At 64.9% G+C, this 18728-nt stretch carries 12 protein-coding genes; 8 read left to right on the top strand and 4 right to left on the bottom strand.

Going from position 1 to position 18728, the window contains the following annotated elements; translation table 11 throughout:
* Nucleotide 1: 1 nt before the first annotated feature.
* Entirely contained in the window at nucleotides 2-2410 is a 2409-nt protein-coding gene (locus tag BVG79_RS12310; RefSeq protein ID WP_085787416.1) for a glycoside hydrolase family 3 protein, read from the top strand.
* 66 nt (nucleotides 2411-2476) lie between these two features.
* Here BVG79_RS12310 and BVG79_RS12305 read toward each other — a convergent pair whose 3' ends face one another.
* The 3 genes from BVG79_RS12305 to BVG79_RS12295 all read right to left on the bottom strand — a co-directional run bounded on the left by BVG79_RS12305 (nucleotide 2477) and on the right by BVG79_RS12295 (nucleotide 7701).
* The gene (locus BVG79_RS12305; RefSeq protein WP_236951478.1) at nucleotides 2477-6073 is read right to left on the bottom strand and encodes a TonB-dependent receptor domain-containing protein; all 3597 of its coding nucleotides are present in this window, start codon (nucleotides 6071-6073) and stop codon (nucleotides 2477-2479) included.
* Between the two features lie 99 nt (nucleotides 6074-6172).
* The gene (locus BVG79_RS12300; protein ID WP_085787414.1) at nucleotides 6173-7126 is read right to left on the bottom strand and encodes a FecR family protein; all 954 of its coding nucleotides are present in this window, start codon (nucleotides 7124-7126) and stop codon (nucleotides 6173-6175) included.
* A 35-nt stretch (nucleotides 7127-7161) separates the two neighbouring features.
* Nucleotides 7162-7701 (bottom strand): RNA polymerase sigma factor, encoded by a 540-nt coding sequence (locus tag BVG79_RS12295; protein ID WP_085787413.1) that lies wholly within the window; start codon nucleotides 7699-7701, stop codon nucleotides 7162-7164.
* A gap of 307 nt (nucleotides 7702-8008) precedes the next feature.
* Between BVG79_RS12295 and BVG79_RS12290 the strand changes: the two genes are divergently transcribed.
* The 4 genes from BVG79_RS12290 to BVG79_RS12275 are packed head-to-tail and all read left to right on the top strand — an operon-like array spanning nucleotide 8009 to nucleotide 12437.
* A complete protein-coding gene (locus BVG79_RS12290; RefSeq protein ID WP_085787412.1) occupies nucleotides 8009-8965 on the top strand; it encodes a BMP family protein in 957 nt (318 codons plus the stop codon).
* Nucleotides 8965-10464, top strand: a complete 1500-nt coding sequence (locus BVG79_RS12285; RefSeq protein ID WP_085787411.1) for an ABC transporter ATP-binding protein — start codon at nucleotides 8965-8967, stop codon at nucleotides 10462-10464. The genes BVG79_RS12290 and BVG79_RS12285 overlap by 1 nt, the downstream gene beginning before the upstream one ends.
* Nucleotides 10464-11504 carry an ABC transporter permease gene (locus BVG79_RS12280; RefSeq protein ID WP_085787410.1) on the top strand — a complete coding sequence of 347 codons (1041 nt, stop codon included), beginning with the start codon at nucleotides 10464-10466 and terminating at the stop codon, nucleotides 11502-11504. The genes BVG79_RS12285 and BVG79_RS12280 overlap by 1 nt, the downstream gene beginning before the upstream one ends.
* Nucleotides 11505-12437, top strand: coding sequence for an ABC transporter permease (locus BVG79_RS12275; protein ID WP_085787409.1), 933 nt, complete (start codon nucleotides 11505-11507; stop codon nucleotides 12435-12437).
* A gap of 39 nt (nucleotides 12438-12476) precedes the next feature.
* Here BVG79_RS12275 and BVG79_RS12270 read toward each other — a convergent pair whose 3' ends face one another.
* Nucleotides 12477-14759, bottom strand: coding sequence for an NADP-dependent malic enzyme (locus tag BVG79_RS12270; RefSeq protein WP_085787408.1), 2283 nt, complete (start codon nucleotides 14757-14759; stop codon nucleotides 12477-12479).
* 183 nt (nucleotides 14760-14942) lie between these two features.
* Here BVG79_RS12270 and BVG79_RS12265 point away from each other — a divergent pair, with 183 nt between their 5' ends.
* From BVG79_RS12265 to BVG79_RS12255, 3 genes are all read left to right on the top strand, one after another.
* Nucleotides 14943-15866, top strand: a complete 924-nt coding sequence (locus tag BVG79_RS12265) for a LysR family transcriptional regulator (protein ID WP_085787407.1) — start codon at nucleotides 14943-14945, stop codon at nucleotides 15864-15866.
* An 80-nt stretch (nucleotides 15867-15946) separates the two neighbouring features.
* Nucleotides 15947-17371: a M20 family metallopeptidase gene (locus BVG79_RS12260; protein WP_157115754.1), complete on the top strand. Its 1425-nt coding sequence runs from the start codon at nucleotides 15947-15949 to the stop codon at nucleotides 17369-17371.
* A 4-nt stretch (nucleotides 17372-17375) separates the two neighbouring features.
* Nucleotides 17376-18710 (top strand): MmgE/PrpD family protein, encoded by a 1335-nt coding sequence (locus BVG79_RS12255; protein WP_085787405.1) that lies wholly within the window; start codon nucleotides 17376-17378, stop codon nucleotides 18708-18710.
* Nucleotides 18711-18728: the final 18 nt, after the last annotated feature.

Here is an 18728-nt window from a genome sequence, read left to right as displayed (position 1 = left end):
CATGACCCAAGACGCCCAAAATTCGCTGCTCGACCAACTGACTTTGGACGAGCAGGTTAGCCTGCTTGCCGGTGCAACCTATTGGCGCACCACCGAAATCCCGCGCGTCGGCCTGCCCGCGATCAAAGTGACCGACGGCACCAACGGCGCGCGTGGCGAGGCGTTTACAAACGGTAGCCGCACCGCCGCCTACCCCGCCGAGGTCGCCCTTGCCGCCACTTGGAACACCGATCTGGTGCACGAGATTGGCATTGATCTGGCCGCCGAGGTGAAGGCCAAGAAAGCCCACATCATCCTTGCCCCTGCGGTGAACATGCACCGCAACCCGCTGAATGGCCGCAATTTCGAGAATTTCTCGGAAGACCCACACCTTGCCGCGCGCATGGCGGTGGCCTTCATTCAGGGCGTCCAGTCGCAGGGGGTGGGCGCAACCATCAAACATTTCATCGGCAACGAATGCGAGACCGAGCGCCGCTCGATCAACTCGGCCATCGACGAAAAAACCCTGCGCGAAACCTATCTGCCCCCGTTCGAGGCCGCCGTCCGCGAGGCCAAAGTCACCTGCGTGATGACCTCCTACAACTGGCTGAACGGCACGCATACATCCGAAAACCCGTGGCTGCTGCAAACCATCCTGCGCGATGAATGGGGCTTTGACGGCATCGTCATGTCCGACTGGCTCGGCACCCACTCGACCGAGGCTGCGATCTCTGCAGGCCTCGATCTGGAAATGCCCGGCCCGGGGCGCTTCCGCGGTGAAAAACTGGCCGCTGCCGCGCGCGAAGGCCGCGTCGATCCCGCCGACATCCGCACATCTGCGGGCCGTATCATCGCCATGGGCCAGCGTCTTGGAACATCGCTTGATGACGATCTGTCCGCCGAAACCGCGCAAGACCGCCCCGCTACCCGCGCCCTGATCCGCCGCACAATCGCGGAATCGACGGTGCTGCTGACCAATAAAAACAACATCCTGCCGCTGGATCCGACCAAATTGCGCCGCATCGCGCTGATCGGGCCGAACGCGACCGTCGCGGTCATCCACGGCGGCGGTTCGGCGCAGATCAATGCCCATTATGCCATCACGCCGCTGGCCGGTTTGCAGGCCGCGCTGCCCGATGTGCAAATCGACACCGCCCTTGGCCGTGCCGCCGAACGCTTCGTTCCCGCTGTCATTGGCGACGTCACGCTGGAACTGTTCAACGGCGAAGACCGCAGCGGCACGCCGACACTGATCCAACAGGCGGCCAGCACCGATTTCGCATGGTTTGGTGCCGTCGCCCCCGAAATCGACCATTCAGCCTTTGCTGCGCGTGTCAGCGTCCGCTTTACCGCGACGCAGTCGGGCGCCCATGAAATCGGACTGATGTCGGCAGGCCTCTCCAAACTCTATCTCGACGACGCCGAAATCCTTGATGCTTGGGATACATGGGCCAAGGGCGAAAGTTACTTCGGCCACGGCTGCGATGAACGGCGCGGCACGGTGATGCTAACCGCTGGCCAAACCTATGAATTGCGGGCCGAGTATTTCTGCGGCGACGGCATTGCCACCTCGCTGAAAGCCATCCGCTTTGGCCTGCGCGCCACGTCCGCCCTTGGCGATCCGGCGGTCGCCGTTGCCTTGGCGCAAGATGCCGATGTCGCCATTATCGTCACCGGCCTCAGCCCCGAATGGGAAACCGAATCCGAGGATCGCCGCACCCTCGCCCTGCCCCCCGGACAGGACGATCTGATCCGCGCGGTCGCGGCGGCGAACCCGCGCACCATCGTGGTCACGCAAGCCGGCTGCCCGCTGTCGATGCCATGGGCCGATGATGTCGCCGCCGTGCTGCACCAATGGTACCCGGGCCAAGAATGCGGCAACGCGCTGGCCGACGTGATCCTTGGGCTGCAAGAACCGTCAGGGCGCTTGCCACAGGTCTTCCCCGCGTCGGACGATCAAATCACCACCGTCACCGAACGCCCCGAACGCAGCGGCACCGTCACCTATTCCGAAGGCCCGACCATCGGCCAGCGCCGCTTCGACGTGCTGGGGCTGACCCCGCTCTTCCCCTTCGGCCACGGCTTGGGCTTTGGCGATGTCAGCTACAGCCAGCCGCGCGTCGCCACTACGCCCGACGGTGGCCTGCTGGTCGGCCTGCACCTACACAACGCCGCCCCCCGCCCCACGTCCGAGGTCGCGCAGATTTACCGCGTCCTGCCGGACGGTGCGCACAAATTGCTGGCCTTCGCCAAAATCGCCCTGAACAGCCACGAAAGCCGCGACATCGCCCTTACCGTGACCCCCACCGCCCTGCGCGAATGGGACACGGCAGCCGCCGCATGGGCGATGCCCGCGGGGCCAATCACGCTGGCGATCGGGCAATCCAGCAGCGACATTCGGCTGAAAATCACAACAACCCCAAACCTTTAGGCCCGGCAGGCTAAAGGCAAAAGGGCGCGACCACCGGTCGCGCCCTTTTCTTTTCACCCCGCGCGCTCAGAACCGGTAGCTGACACCCAGCCGAATGCTGTCATTCGTCATCTCGCTATGCGCCGCGCGGCCAGTGACCCGCTCATAACTGCCTTCGACGGGAACCTGCTCGAAAATGGTCTGCTCGGCCACCGTCTCGGTGCAGCGAATACCAAACCGCTCGCAGGCCAGTGGATTGGCAGGAATGACAACTTCCTCGGTGCCCACCGCCACGCTTTTCGTATAGCCCAGCGACGTCCCCTCGCGGCTGTGCTGGAACGCGCCCTCGGCCTTGCGGAAGAAGGTGCGGTTCACCTGCGCCCAAATCGACCAGTTGTCGTTCAGCGCATATTCCATCCCCAGCCCGATATTCAATCCATTGCGCGAGACCGAGATTTGCTCAATCTCCGTCAGCGTGGTCGTCGTCCCGTTCGGCAGGTAGCGGTCGGCATAATCAGCCTTGTAACTGTCGCGGTACCACGTCTCGCCTTGGCGCGCGACGCCCGCCAAACCGTACAGCTGCAGGCCGTTGTCAAACGCATAACCTGCCCGCAGGTTAAGCGCCGCCGTCCAGTCCACCTCTTGGTGATAAACAGACGCCACCGCGTCCGTCCCCGCCAGATCACCCTCGGCCGACAGATTGGTCACATCCAAACGCATGTCGGGGCGGGCGTAATCACCCTGCACGCCCAGAATGAAACCGTTGGCGAACTGCCAGTTATAGCCCAGCTGCACACCAGCCATCGGCGCGTCGAACGCCAGATCGAAACCCTCGTTCAGCGTCATCGGTGTGGTCGACCCATCCAGCGCCGCAAATTGCGTAGCGTTACCGGCCCAGTTGCGGCCACCATAAACGCCCGCATACAGGCCCGCCCAGTCTCGCCCGCCACTGCGGTCGCTGACCTCCCCCGAGAACACGCGCGGCAACGCCCCGCCCGCCCCAAAGGTATTGGTCAGCCCCACATAAAACGTCCGCCCCGGCCCAGGCTGCGTTACCAACCCCAGCGGATCGACGTAATACTTATCGGCCACATTCTCGACACGGAACGACAGCGTCACATCGTCGTTCAGGCGGTAGCTGGCAAACAGATCGACCAGCGTATAGGGGTCCCACTTCACCTGCGAAATGAACTGCGACATCCCCGTCGCGGTCACCTGCCCATGGTCAATCGCCCGCGGCCCCACGCGCGAGACGCGCCCGCCCAGCGTCAAACGATCATCCATCAGCTTTTGCTGCACGGTCAGATCCAGCGTGAACTTGGGCGGCACATGGTTCGTGGCAAAATCGGAATAAAGTGTCGCGGAATCGCAGGCCCCCGCCGTCAGACAATACTGCATGTCGATGAAATAGCTGGCCGCAAAGTCGGCGCTGAACCCACTGTTCTCGTAACGCGCGCTCAGCTCGGCCCCCTCAAAACGGGCGCTGTCCAAGTTCATCACCTGCATGCCCGTATAACGCGCACCATTGGGCTGCGGCACCGAAACATACTGCCGCCCGATGTAATCCTCGATATCCCAGTTGAAATAGCTCAGCTTGACCATGGCGGTGTCGTTCGGGGTGAACAGCCCCTCGCGCACGTGGTTGATGCCCACTTCCCAGTTATTGGCCCGCTCGGGGTCGACCGAAATCGGCGCCAAAGTGAATGACGACACCATCGCGCTTTCATACAAGCTGGCATAGCGCAACGTGCTGGACCAGTTGGCGTAAATTTGGGTGTTCTCGAACGGCGCGACCGTCACACCAAACGACGGACTGAACCCGCCGCCGCTGCGGTAGGGGTCACGGTCGAAATAGGCGGTCGAATAGCCGCTGTAATCACTCGCGTCGTGCAGATCGACATAGGTATAACGCAGCCCCGCATTCAGCGTCAGCCAGTCGCGCGGCGCATAGCTGGCGCGCACGAACCCCGAATTTTCGCTCCGCTCGCCCTGCGTGGTGACAAAGCTGTTCAACTCGCGCCCATACAAACTCGGCTCGACCCGCTCGTTCAAATACGACAGGCCATAGCTCAGCGACAGCGCGCCCTCGCGCACATCCCAGCTCGAGGTATTGCTGATATCCGCCCCCCGCATCCGCGCGTCAGTGCCAATCCGATAGCGTTCCTGCATCGCGGCCAACGGCACGTTCAAACTGCGCGACACCTGCCGCTGTGCCAGCAAAGTCACCCAGGCATTGGCGCGCAAATCGATCATATCGTTGCCAGCCGGGTTCCAACGAAACCGACTGGTCATCGTATGCACATCCGTGCCGGTGGTGCGGCTGGCCTGCACGGCTTGGCTGCGCTCGGTCGTCAGGCTTGACGCCAGCTTGTCGCCGCTTTCCGAAAAATAGCCGTTATACCCCAACTGCAGCGTCGCATCGGGGCCGAAATAGCGCGTGGCGTTGATCAACAGCGATTGGGTCTCCAACTGCGTGTTCAACACCTCCTCGCCTGTGCGGTAATTGGTCAGGCCCGTGTTTTCGATGTAGGGGTCCCACGTGGTGCAGTAGTTATTGGCATTGCAGCTGACCACCTTGCCGATATCAAGGGGACTGGCCCCCGGACCATCCGACCCCGCAAAATAATTGCCGCGCTTGCGCAAGGCATAGGCCAGCAGCAAGTCAAAATCCTCGTGGCGCACGGCCGCCGCGATGCTGACCGATCCCTGCGTCGCCCGCAGCCCACTGGGCCGGTCCATACCCTGCGCCGACGGGGTGGCGACAGCGGGCAGCCAATAGGCGGTGGGCCATGCATAACCGGCCAAAGCCCCGTCCTCGGGGCTGGCGGTGTTGCCCCCCAGCTCGACATTCAGGCGATAGCCCATCGTCTCGCCCGCACCCAAAACATCGTCGGCGCGGATGGTGCGCATCGCGACCGACCCCGCAATCCCGCGCGAGGCCACGTCCGACCCCTTGTTCACGTCCACCTCGGCAATCAGATCGGGGTCGACATAGGTGCGGTTCGCCGCGCCCTGATAGCCCTGATACACCGAAATGCCGTTTTCAGCCCCGTCGATGGTGGTGTTCACGCGGCCAAAACCCTGCATCCCGCGAATGTTCACATCAACACCGGCACCGCTATTGCGCGCATCGCCCGACATCACCCCCGCCGTGCCGCGAAACATATCCGCCGCGTTCGAGCCGCGAAAATTCTGAATATCCTCTCGCGCGACATGGCTGCTGGCCCCGGGGTTGAAATAAGGCGCGGCGACGCCCGCCTCGCCCCACCCGATGCGGATCGGCGACAAGACAAGGTTGTCGCCCGCCTGCGCGGCGGCAACCGGCACCAAAACAACCGCACCAGGCCCGTTGAACCGATAGGTCAAACCCGTGCCCGCCAAAATCTGCGCCAAGGCGCTGCCCGCCGCCATCTGCCCCGTCACACCGCCGGTCTGCAGGCCGTTCGTCAAAGCGGCATCGTAAAAAAGCTGCAACCCGCTTTGCAGCCCGAACCCCGTCAGCGCATCCTGCAGCGCCCCCGCCGGTATCGCAAAGCTGGCGGTCTGCGCCACCGCAGGCGCAACCGCCAGCGGCCCCCATCCCGCCGCGCCCATCACAGCCCCTAGCGAGAGGCAAAGCGCAGTCTGACGCAGCAACCGCACCGCCGACAAACCGCACCGCGTGTTTTGAATATATCGTGCCATATCGTTCTTTCTGTCCCTCGGCGCTTTGGCGCGCATACAGGGTTAACGATAGGCAATGCGCTCACCCGCAGCCGAAAACCGATTTTTCGACAAAAAAACTCAGGTGATCAGCGTCAAACCCGGTAACGTAATGGTTTGAAATCCTAAAACGCTTTTGATCTGCGGCAGGATCTCGTCGGGGCGCTGCAAATGAAACACTCCCGATACCCGCATCGCATCCGCACCCGCCCGCATCACGACAATGCGGCCACGCCGGTGCCGGTTGATGTCGGCCACCACATCCGCCAGCGGCCGATCCTGAAACACCAAATACCCCGCCCGCCACGCGGCCATCGCCTCGGGGGGCGCCGCCTCGATCCGGTAAACATCGTCGGCGCTGCGCACCATACGGTGGCCCGCAGGCACCGCAATGCCAGCAACAGCCAAATCCCCGCTTAAACACTCGATGCAATCGCTCTGCGCCCCCAACACCACGGCGATCTCGGCACCCGGCGCAGCGATTGCGCGCCAATCGCGCGCCCGCAGGGCAAAGGGTTGGCTGGCCTCAGCCGCAACCTGCACCTGCGCAGCACCAGCCAGCAAATGCATCCCGCGCGCACCACTGTCCATCTCGGGCGTCATGCGCGATCCGCCATCCAACACGACGGCGCTGCCATCCTGCAACCGCAGATCCGCCCGCCCGCCGACACCCACCACATGCGCGGCCCCATCGCCAAACGGGCCCAAACCCAAGACCTGACTGGCAACCCCCGCACCGCCCACAGCCAGCGCAAGCCCAACGCCCCCGCGCAGCACCGCGCGGCGCGACACCGCCCTGCGCGCGCCAACGGCGGCCCCGCTTTGCGCCAAGGCGGGGCCAACATCATGCCATACCCGCAGCGCCGCCTGATAGGCCGCCGCGTTTTCTGGGCTGGCGGCCTGCCACGCGCGCAGATCGGCCGCATCCTGCGCCGTCGCGCGCCCCGATACCAGCAAGGCAATCCACGCGCTTGCCTCATCTGGCCCGCCATCAACGGCAGGACGCCCCACTGTCACGCTGTCTTGCCTGGCCATTGCTGGGCTCATCACTGCCACCCCACAGCACGGCGTCAGCCGCGCGCTTCCCCGTTTTCCATGCGATAACCGTCTTCGGCGGCGGCCATCGCCGCAATGCAATGGTCCAACGCCAACCGCACCTCGTATTCCACCGTCCGCACCGAGACCCCGTGCTGCGCCGCAATCTGCGCATAGGGCACACGCCGCAACCGCGCCGCAATCAAAATCTCGCGCCGCCGCAGCGGCAAACCCGCCAGCGCCCGCGCGAACAGCCGCAATTGCGATCGGGCAATCGCGGCATCTTCGGGGCTAGGCAAATCGCCCGGCACCTCCAGCAAGGCATCAACCTCGGCCTGTCGCAACCGGCGCGCCCGCACCCGCCCGTGGTCAATCACCAGATTGCGCATGACCCGCATCATGTAGGGCAAGGGCGCGGCCAGCACAGCGGGCGCATGCCGCCGCACGCGCAACCACGCCTCCTGCACCAAATCCTCGCTATCACTGGCGGTGCCCATCCGTCCGGCAGCATACCGCAACAGCTGAGGGCGCATCTGCAGATACGCCTGTTCCAACGCGCTATCCTCGGAATCCATCGCCGCCAGCCCCCATCACATCACGGAACAAGGCTGGCTGAAGCTGGCCGAGCGGTGCTCGCCCCGCCACATAGCACCGTGGGTAAGGCGCGCGCGCGCAACGGTCAAGATGCCACCGCCCTGCAAGACCAGCGCACCGCCTAAATATTAACCATTTGCAGCACCAACGCCCAAAAACTGCGCCACCTTCCCGCCCGCGCGACGTCTCGTCGCTTGCCGCGCCCCCAACGCGGGTCTAAGGCGGGCCCCAACGCCGCACAGTCGAACTGGATAGGCGCGCATAAAATCCATCACCAACGGGGCCCCCATGTTCAATATCACCAAAACCGCATTGGTCGCAGGCGCGCTGCTGCTGCCGCACGCTGCTCTGGCCGAAGTTAAAATCGCCATGATCCTCACCGGCCCGATCACCGACGCCGACTGGAACTCGGTCGGCTATAACGGCCTGAAAGCCGCCGAGGACGCCCTCGGCGCGACCATCGCCTATTCCGAAAACGTCACCGACGCCGATGCTGAACGCATCCTGCGCGACTACGCCAGCCAAGGCTACGACGTGATCTTCGCGCATTCCTTCTCGTTCGGCGACGCGGCCCTGAACGTGGCCGAGGATTTCCCCGAAACCGTCTTCATGGCCGCCACCGCGCAAGAGCTGACCGAGAACGTCGGCACCTATTCCAACCCCGACTATCAGGGCGCGTATCTGGCAGGGATGCTGGCGGCTGGCACATCCAAAACCGGCACTGTCGGCTGGGTCGGCGGCATGCCCGCCCCGAACATGCTGGCAAACCTGAACGCCTATGCCGCTGGTGCGCAAGAACAAAACCCCGATGTCAACGTGCTGCACACTTTCATCGGCTCGTGGTTTGACCCCGCCAAAACCAAAGAGGCCGCCATCGCCCAAACCGAACAGGGCGCTGACGTGCTGTCCGCCCAAGGGGTGGGCGTGATCGACGCTGCCATCTCGGAAAATGTCTGGGCGCTTGGCGCGATGACCGACCAAAACCACCTCGGCCCGAATGTCGTGCTGACATCGGTGCTGTGGGATCTGGGGCCGCTGGTCACTGCCGTCGCCAAGGCGGTCGAGGATGGCACATGGACATCGCAAGAATGGACGTACGGCATCCCCGAAGGCGCAATCAAACTGGCCGATTTCCACGGCCTTGACAGCAACATCCCCGCCGATGTGCTGGCCACGGTGAACGCCAAATTCGACGCGATCGCCGCGGGCGATTTCATCGTGCCGCTCGATACGACGCAGCACTGATGAATCCCAAGGCAGAAGTTGCGCTGTCCCTGCACAATGTCACCGTGCGCTTTGGCACGTTTACGGCTGTGGACGGCATCTCGACCACGCTGCGCGCAGGCGAAATCCGCGCGGTGCTGGGCGAGAATGGCGCAGGCAAATCGACCCTGATGCGGGTGCTGGCCGGGCAAGTCACGCCCGCTAGCGGCCAAATCACGGCGTTCGGCACCAGCTATGCCAAGCTGGATGCCGACCTTGCCCTCTCGCTGGGGATCGGCATGGTGTATCAGCACTTCATGCAGGTGCCGCAATTCACCGTGGCCGAAAACTTCTGCCTTGGCCTGCCGCGCACCGGCGGCGTCATTCCGAACCTACGGCGCACAGCGGCCGAGATCGCCGCCCTCGCCGCCCGCTACGGGTTCGATATCGACCCGAACGCGCGGGTCGAAACCCTATCCGTTCCCGCGCAACAACGGGTCGAGATTCTCAAGGCCCTCTATCGCGGCGCGCGCATCCTCATCCTCGATGAACCAACAGCCGTCCTTTCGCCTGACGAAGCGCAGGGCCTCTTCGCCATGGTGCGCGCCCTTGCGGCCGAGGGAACCGCCGTCCTCTTCATCTCGCATAAACTCCATGAAATCATGGACCTATGCGACAGTGTCACCGTCATCCGGCGCGGCAAGCTGGTGGGCGAACGGCAAGTGGCCGACACAAGCGAGGCCGAACTCTCGCGCCTGATGGTCGGCAGCGACATCCCCGACCTCACCCGCCCGCCCACGCTCAGCGTGGCCCCGACGCCCCTGCTGACGCTGCGCGGCCTGAACCTCGGGCGCGGCCCGCTGGATCTGACGCTGCACAAAGGCGAGATCTTCGGCATCGCAGGCGTCGACGGTTCGGGGCAGATTGAACTGGTCGAAACCATCATGGGCCTGCGCCGCCAAGCGGGGCTGGCCTTTGACTTTCTGGGGCAAGACCTGACGGGGGCCAGCATCAAAACCCGCCTTGCCGCCGGCATCGCCCAAATCCCCGAGGATCGCCACAAAAGCGCAATGGTGGCCGAGATGTCGGTCGCCGATAACCTGGTCCTCGACCGTATCGAGCAGCCCCCCTTTTCCAAATCCGGCTGGATCAATACCCCCGCCATCACCGCTGAGGCCGACCGCGCCATCGCCGCCTTTGACGTGCGCATGCAGGCCCGCAGCCAACCGATGGGCTCGCTTTCGGGCGGGAACCAGCAAAAGGTGGTCCTCGCCCGCGCGTTGGCTCAAGCGCCGCAATTGCTGCTGGCCGTCTACCCCGCGCGCGGCCTTGACCTTGGGGCGACGCGATTCGTGCACCAACAACTGCTGGCGCGCCGCGCGGCGGGGGCCAGTGTGCTGCTGGTATCCGCCGAACTCGAAGAGCTCCTTAGCCTCAGCGACCGGATCGGCGTCATGTTCGACCGCCGCTTCGCAGGCATCTTGACGGAAGACGACATGACCATGGCAAACCTTGGCCGCCTGATGGCGGGGGCCGCGTGATGGCCAAACACATCCTCGGGCAACTGGCAGCGGTGGTAATCGCCTTCGCCCTCAGCGCGGTGCTGATCCTGCTGGCGGGCAAAGACCCGCTTCTTGCGTTCGGCGCAATGGCTCAATCGGCCCTCGGCAGTGCAAACGGCCTGTCGGAAACCCTGCTGCGCATGGTGCCGCTGGCCCTGTGCGCCATTGGCATTTCGCTGTCCTTCCGCGCCGGCGTCTTCAACACCGGGGCCGAGGGGCAGCTCTACATCGGCGGCGTCACCGCTGCCGCCATCGGCACCGCGCTGGCGGGCACGGACGCGTTCATCACCATGCCCGCCATGATCCTCGGCGCGGCGATCGCGGGTGCGTTTTGGTCCGGCATCGCCGGCGCGCTGAAACTACGCTTCGGCGCGGATGAACTGATCACCACGATCATGCTGAATTACATCGCCATATTCTTCGTGGGCTTCCTGCTGCACGGCCCCCTGCGGGCCGATGGCTCGGCCCTCGCCCAAACCGCGCGCCTTACGGCCGAGGCACGCCTGCCCGTCCTCGTCCAAGGGTTCCGCGCCAACTGGGGTATCTTCCTCGTCATCCTCGCCGCGCTGCTGGCTTCCCTTTACCTGTGGCGGCGCACCGGCGGCTTCCGCCTGCGCGTCGTTGGCCAAAACCCGACTGCAGCCCTGAACGCAGGTATGAACCTGCAAAAAATCACCCTCGGCGCGTTCCTCGTCTCGGGCGCCCTCGCCGGTATCGCTGGCTATACCGAGGTCGCGGGCGTCCAGCGCCGTATGATCGAAAACCTCTCGCCGGGCTATGGATACACGGCGATCATCGTCGCACTGCTGGGCGGCACCAACCCCATCGGCGCTGTCATCGCCGCCTTTTTCTTTGCCGCGCTGCAAGTCGGGGCGTCAGCGATGGAATCGACTGCCGGGGTGCCATCCTCGCTGGCCAGCGTCACGCAGGCGCTGGTCGTCCTGTGCCTGCTGGCGCGCAACGCGCCGGTGCTGCTGCGCAACTGGCTGGCGCGCCACACCCCAAAGACCGAGGCCTGAATGGACTTCCTCACCGATCCCGTCTTCGCAGGCTTCCTCGCCGCCAGCGTCCGCCTCGCCATCCCCATCCTCCTCGCGGCGCTCGGCGGCATCTTCGCCGAACGCGCAGGCGTGCTGAACATCGGGCTGGAAGGCCAAATGCTGACCGGCGCGCTTGCGGGCTACGCGGGCGCAACCCTGACACAAAACCTGTGGTTCGGCGTTATCATCGCGATGGTGGCAGGCGCGATGGCCGCGCTGGTGCTGGCCTATTACGCCATCCGCCTGCGCGCCAACCAAGTCATCGTCGGCATCGCGCTGAACTTGGGGCTGATGGGCGCAACATCCTTCGCCTACCGCCTGCTGTTCGGCGTCGATACACCGCGCCAACGGGTCGATAGCTTCCAATCCCTCAACCTCGGCGCGCTGGCCGACATCCCCGTGCTCGGCCCCCTGCTCTTCCGGCTCGACGCACTCAGCTATCTGGCGCTGGCGGCTGTCTTCGTCAGCTGGTTCGTGCTGGCCCGCCTGCGCATCGGCCTGAACCTGCGCGCCGCCGGCGAACACCCCGAGGCGGCCAAAACCCTCGGCCTCAACGTCCCCCGCATCCGCTTTGGCGCTATGGCGGTGGCCGGCGCGCTGGCGGGGGTCGGCGGGGCCAGCCTGTCGCTGGCCGCCACGGGAACCTTCGTCGACAATATGACGGCAGGGCGGGGCTATATCGCGCTGGCGATTCTGATCTTGGGTCAACGCCACCCGATTGGGGCCCTCGCCAGCGCGCTGCTGTTTGGCGCAGCCGAGGCGCTTCAACTGCGCGCCCAACTGCTGCCCATCAATATTCCGGTGCAATTCCTGCAAATGCTGCCCTACGTGCTGACGATCGCCGTGCTCGCGGGCCTTGTCGGGCGCAGCCGCGCCCCCGCCGCCTTGGGCAAACCCCTCAGCGACGACTGATAGCGGCGCGCCCCTTGCAGGGGGCGCGCCAGCACATCATCAGCTGTAATGCGCCACGGGCGTGCCCGCGATGGCCGACATGTTCAGCAAGCCCCGCGTGGTGATGGATGGCGTCACCACATGCGCGCGATTCCCCATCCCGATCAAAATCGGCCCAACTTCCAACCCACCAGCTTTGGCCTTCAGGATGTTCCGCACCCCCGACGCCGCGTCGGTCGAGGCAAACACCAGCACATTCGCCTGCCCCTCGAACCGCCCGTTCGGCATCTGCCGGTCACGCAGTGACTGATCCAGCGCAGAATCCACATTCATCTCGCCCTCATAGAGGAAGTCGGGATCACTGGCATCCAGCAGCGCCAAGGCCGCACGCATCCGCCGCCCCGCATCGGTATCCATGTTGCCGAACTGGCTCTGGGTGCACAGCGCGATCTTCGGCTCGATGCCAAAGCGGCGTACGTGGCGGGCCGCCCCCATCACCGTGTCCTTGATCTGCTCGGCCGTCGGGTCGGCGTTCACTTGCGTGTCGGCAATGAACAGCGGGCCGTCTTCCATGATCATCAACGACATCGCAGCCACGGGGCGATACGGCCCACGGCCCAAGATGCGCTGAATATACTTCAGATGCCCATGATATTGGCCATAAGTGCCGCAAATCATGCTGTCCGCCTCGCCGCGATGCACCATGACGGCGCCAATCGCGGTGGTGTTGGTGCGCATGACCGAACGGGCAATATCGGGGCTGACCCCGCGCCGCGCCATCAACTCGTGATAGGTGCCCCAGTAATCGCGATAGCGCGGGTCGTCCTGCGGGTTCACAATATGCACATCGCGCCCCGGACGAATGGCCAAACCATACCGCTCGCAGCGCGCCTCGATCACGTCGGGCCGGCCGATCAAAATCGGCACGTCCGTCGTCTCCTCCAGCATGGCACTGGCCGCGCGCAAAACGCGCTCGTCCTCGCCCTCGGCGAACACAATCCGCCGACTGGTCTGGCGCGCCGCCTCGAACACAGGGCGCATCAACAGCGCCGACTTGAACACCGAACTGTCCAACCCCGCGCGATAGGCGGCAATATCGGGCAAGGGCCGCGCCGCAACACCCGTCTCCATCGCGGCTTGCGCCACGGCGGTCGCGACCGCGCCCATCAGGCGCGGATCAAACGGCTTCGGGATCAAATAATCCGGCCCGAAGGTCAGCTGCTCGCCCTGATAGGCCGCTGCCGCCTCGGCCGATGTCGTGGTGCGCGCCAAGGCCGCGATGGCGGCAATACAGGCCAGCTCCATCTCGTCATTGATGGTGCTCGCCCCCACATCCAGCGCCCCGCGGAAGATAAACGGAAAACACAGAACGTTATTGACCTGATTAGGAAAATCCGACCGCCCCGTCGCGATGATCGCCTCGGGCGAGGCCGCGCGCGCCAGATCGGGCAAAATCTCGGGCGTCGGGTTGGCCAGCGCGAATATAATCGGCCGCGCGGCCATGGTGACCACCATTTCAGGCGTCAGAACCCCAGGGCCCGACAGGCCCAAAAACAAATCGGCCCCCGCAATCACATCGGCCAAACCCGCCGCCTGCGTGCCTTGCGCAAAGGCCTGCTTCTGCGGGGTCATCTGGGCCTCGCGCCCATTATAAACCAACCCTTCCAGATCGCAGAGCCAGATATTCTCGCGCCGCACGCCCAGCTTGACCAGCATTTCCAGACAAGCAATGCCCGCCGCGCCGCCGCCGGTCGAGACGACCTTGATCTGGTCGAACGCCTTGCCCGCCACAATCAGCGCGTTGGTCGCCGCCGCACCCACCACAATCGCGGTGCCGTGCTGGTCGTCATGGAAAACCGGAATCCCCATCCGCTCGCGGCAGATCCGCTCGACCACAAAGCAATCGGGCGCTTTGATGTCTTCCAAGTTAATCGCGCCAAAAGTCGGCTCTAGCGCACAAACAATGTCGGCCAATTTCTCGGGGTCAGATTCGTTCAGTTCAATATCGAAACAGTCGATATTGGCGAACTTCTTGAACAGAACCGCCTTGCCTTCCATCACGGGCTTCGACGCCAGCGGGCCGATGTTCCCCAGCCCCAACACCGCCGTCCCGTTCGAGACCACCGCAACCAGATTTCCGCGCGATGTATACCGGCTGGCCGTCGCCGGGTCTGCCTTGATCTCCAAACACGCCTCGGCGACGCCCGGCGAATAGGCGCGGCTCAGGTCGCGCCCGTTTGCCAAAGGCTTGGTCGCGCGCACCTCCAGCTTACCGGGGCGGGGAAATTCGTGATAGTTCAGCGCGGCTTGTTTTGCGCCTTCGTCTTGCATGCCCGACGTCATAAGGCCCTCCTGTCGAAGTTGTCTTGCACTAAACCAGTTAGCGCCCCCCGCCAAGACCACTGGCGCGGCGACAGGTCGCAAAACCTTGTCATAACCTCATACCCAGAGACCAATAGCCGCAGACTGCTTGGCCCTGCGGCGCGCATCGGCTAAACTGAGGCAAGACGTTAGGGGGCAGGCTGCATGGAAAGCAAATGGCTGGAAGACTTTCTGGTTCTTGCCGCACAGCGCCACTTCGGGCGCGCCGCCGATATACGCAACGTCACCCAATCCGCGCTGTCGCGGCGCATCAAACTGCTTGAAAACTGGCTAGGCGCCCCGCTGATCGACCGCCAAACCCAGCCCGTCACCCTCACCGCCGCTGGCGCAAAATTCCTGCCCCGCGCCGAGGAACTGATGGCCCTCACCACCCTCGCGCGCGAGGAAGCCCGCCCCCCCCTCGCCAGCGAACACGACATGATGACCGTCTGCATGATGAGCACTCTGTCCATCACCACCTTCCCCCGCCTCGTCGCGCAGCTCGAGGAAAAGGGCGAACACTTCCGCTTTCGCTTCGTCAACGCAAGCACCACGCTGCCCGACACGCTTGATGTGCTGCGCAGCGGCGCGGTGGATTTTCTGCTGACCTACGCCCACCCGAATGTCACCGCCCTGCAAAGCCTGCATGATCTGCCGCATATCACGCTGGGCAGCGAACGCTGCATTCCCGTCTCGGTGCCCGATCAGGCGGGCAAACCCCGCTTCGACCTGCGCCAGACGCAAATGCCGGTCGATTACCTCAGCTACCAAAACAACTCGTTCTTCGCCAGCGCCCTGCCCGATGTGATCAGCGGCGGCCGCTTCACGCTGCGCACCGTCTACGAAAACGCCCTCTCGGCCGCCCTCCTCGCGGCGGCGCGCGTCGGCCTCGGCGTCGCATGGATCCCCGAGGCCCTCCTCGGCGACGACCTGACCAGCGGCCGGCTTGTGCGCGCCGCCGACCCCGCATTCGACCTGCTGGTCGAGATCCGCCTCTATCAATCAACCCCGCGCAAATCGCGCAGCAAGGCGCGCTTTTGGCGCAATGTCAGCCAACTCGCACCGCAGCCTCATTCCATTTTGGAATGACCCTGACCAATACGGCACTGGGCTTGGCCCGCGCGGCAGCGCATCCTGCCCGCAATCACAGCCATTCTCACGAGGTTCCGGTGAAAAACGCCGACACGATCTGGGACGACGTCGACGCCAAAGGCGCCGCCTTCGCCGCATTCAGCGACATTATCTGGGGCATCCCCGAAATCGCCTATACCGAATACCGCTCGGTCGCCGCCCACCACGATATGCTCGCGGCCGAAGGGTTCACCATCACCCAAAACGTCGCGGGCATCCCCACCGCCATCATGGGCGAGGCCGGATCGGGCGGCCCCGTCATTGCCATTTTGGGTGAATATGACGCCCTGCCCGGCCTCAGCCAAGAATCCGGCGTCGCCGAACACCGCCCGCTGCCGGGCAACGGCGCGGGCCACGCCTGCGGGCACAATCTGCACGGCGCGGCCTCGATGCTGGCGGCCACGGCGGTGAAAGACTGGCTGGCCCGCAACGGGCTGGCAGGGCGCGTGCGCTACTATGGCTGCCCCGCCGAAGAAGGGGGCGCCGCGAAATCCTTCATGGCGCGCGCAGGGGCCTTCGCCGATGTCGACATCGCCATCTGCTGGCACCCCGCCACCTTCACCCGCGTGGACGAGGGGCTGTCCCTGGCCAACACCCGCATGGACTTCGCCTTTACCGGCCGCGCCTCCCACGCATCCGCCGCGCCCCACTTGGGCCGCTCGGCCCTCGACGCGGTCGAACTGATGAACGTCGGCGTGAACTACCTGCGCGAACACGTCCCCTCCGATAGCCGCATCCACTACGCCATGCTTGATGCAGGCGGCATCGCCCCGAACGTCGTGCAAGCCCGCGCCAAAGTCCGCTACGCCATCCGCGCCAGCACACTGCACGGCATGTTCGCGCTGAATGAACGGGTCAAGAAAATCGCCCACGGCGCGGCGATGATGACCGAAACGCAGGTCGACATCAGCATCATGTCGGCGGTCTCGAACATGCTGGCGAACACCCCCCTCAAGGACGCAACACAGGCCTGCCTCGACCGACTGGGCGGCGTCCCCTTCGATGCTGCCGACCGCGCCTTCGCCAGCCAGATCCAAGCCACACTGCACCCCGACGACATCGAAAACGACTTCCGCGCCGCAGGCGAGGATCCCCACACCGCCCCCCTGCACGACGGCGTCATCCCCCAGCACCAACGGGGCGAGTTGATGCTGGGCTCGACTGATGTCGGCGATGTCAGCTGGGTTGTGCCCACCGTGCAAACATGGGTCGCCACCCACGCCATCGGCACCCCCGGCCACAGCTGGCAAATCACCGCGCAAGGCAAAATGCCCGCCGCCCACAAAGGCATGATCCACGCGGCAAAAATCATGGCCTCCACCGCGGCCGAGGTGCTGACCAACCCCGCCCTGCTGGTCGCCGCCAAAGCCGACCACCAACGCCGCATCGCCAAAACGCCCTACGTCTGCCCGATCCCCGCAGACGTGACGCCCCCCCTGCAACCCCGCCCCGAACAGGCGTAAAACCATGCCAACCGTCATCGAAACCATCGCCGCGTGGGCCGCCGCGCCACACACGTTTTCCCCCATCGCCCAAACCCGCGCGGCGCAGGCGATTACCGACACGCTCGCCTGCATGGTCGCGGGCGAAACCGACCCCGCCACAGCCGCCGTCCGCAGCGCTATGGCCCCCCACGGCACGCACGGCCCCGCGCGTCTGGTGGGGGGCGGCACCGCCACAGCGTCGGTCGCGGCGCTTGTCAACGGCACCGCCGCCCACGCGCTGGATTACGACGACAACTTCCTCCCCGCGATCAGCCATGCCTCGGCCGTCATCGTCCCCGCGCTGCTGGCCATCGCCGAACAAACGCAGGCCAGCGGCGCCGATTTCGTCACCGCCTACCTGATCGCGCTGCAGGCGCAGGCCCATGTCGGCCAAGGCGTCGGCTACGCGCATTACGCGGCGGGCTGGCACGGCACATCAACAACCGGCAGCATCGGCACGGCGGCGGGCACTGCGTGGCTCCTCGGCCTCGATGCTGCTGGCATCGCGCGCGCGCTGACGCTGGGCACCAGTATGGCATCAGGCATCAAGGGCCAGTTCGGCACGCCCGCAAAACCCTTCCACGCCGGCATGGCCGCCCGCAACGCGGTCGAGGCCGCACTGCTCGCCCAAGCGGGCCTCTCGGGCCGCCTCGACATCCTCGAAGGCGCGCAAGGCTTCCGCGCGCTTTACGCAGGCGGCACACCCACCACATGGTGGGAAGACACCCCCGAAATCCCCGCCGCCCACGTCATCGAAACCAGCGGCCTCATGCCCAAGCGTCACCCCTGCTGCGGCTCGACGCACCTCGTCCTCGACACGGTCATCGACCTGCAAAAGACCCACGGCTTCACCGCCGCGCAGGTCGCGCGGGTCGACACGCGGGTCGGCCTCGCCAACTGGCGCAACCTCGCCTACCCCGCGCCGATCAACGAAATGCAGGCCCGCTTCTCGATGCAGTATTGCGTCGCCCGCACTTTGCACAAAGGCGTCCTCGGCCTCGCCGATTTCACCCAAGCCTCCGTCGATCGCTATGCTAGCGACCCGCTGCTCCAAAACATCACGATGGACTACGACCCGCAGTCCAGCAGCATCGACCAACCCCACCAGACAACGATCACGCTGACATCGGGCGCCCAACTACACGGCACGCGGCACTTCGCCAAAGGCACGATCAACGACCCCTTCACCGCCGATGACCGCCAAACCAAGTTCACCGACTGCACGCGCCACATCGCACCCCCCGCAACCCTCTTTGCGACATGCGAGGCGATCGCGACCCAGCCGGATCTGGCCTTCCTCGGCCCGCTGTTCACCTGAACAGCAAAAGGCCACCCC

The organism is Ketogulonicigenium robustum (assembly GCF_002117445.1).
GTDB lineage: Bacteria > Pseudomonadota > Alphaproteobacteria > Rhodobacterales > Rhodobacteraceae > Ketogulonicigenium > Ketogulonicigenium robustum.
This window is presented reverse-complemented; position numbering and strand designations above follow the sequence as displayed.

Coding starts and splice junctions, on each gene's coding strand:
- BVG79_RS12310 (WP_085787416.1), top strand. CDS start 2: ATGACCCAAGACGCCCAAAATTCGCTGCTCGACCAACTGACTTTGGAC.
- BVG79_RS12305 (WP_236951478.1), bottom strand. CDS start 6,073: ATGGCACGATATATTCAAAACACGCGGTGCGGTTTGTCGGCGGTGCGG.
- BVG79_RS12300 (WP_085787414.1), bottom strand. CDS start 7,126: ATGGCCAGGCAAGACAGCGTGACAGTGGGGCGTCCTGCCGTTGATGGC.
- BVG79_RS12295 (WP_085787413.1), bottom strand. CDS start 7,701: ATGGATTCCGAGGATAGCGCGTTGGAACAGGCGTATCTGCAGATGCGC.
- BVG79_RS12290 (WP_085787412.1), top strand. CDS start 8,009: ATGTTCAATATCACCAAAACCGCATTGGTCGCAGGCGCGCTGCTGCTG.
- BVG79_RS12285 (WP_085787411.1), top strand. CDS start 8,965: ATGAATCCCAAGGCAGAAGTTGCGCTGTCCCTGCACAATGTCACCGTG.
- BVG79_RS12280 (WP_085787410.1), top strand. CDS start 10,464: ATGGCCAAACACATCCTCGGGCAACTGGCAGCGGTGGTAATCGCCTTC.
- BVG79_RS12275 (WP_085787409.1), top strand. CDS start 11,505: ATGGACTTCCTCACCGATCCCGTCTTCGCAGGCTTCCTCGCCGCCAGC.
- BVG79_RS12270 (WP_085787408.1), bottom strand. CDS start 14,759: ATGACGTCGGGCATGCAAGACGAAGGCGCAAAACAAGCCGCGCTGAAC.
- BVG79_RS12265 (WP_085787407.1), top strand. CDS start 14,943: ATGGAAAGCAAATGGCTGGAAGACTTTCTGGTTCTTGCCGCACAGCGC.
- BVG79_RS12255 (WP_085787405.1), top strand. CDS start 17,376: ATGCCAACCGTCATCGAAACCATCGCCGCGTGGGCCGCCGCGCCACAC.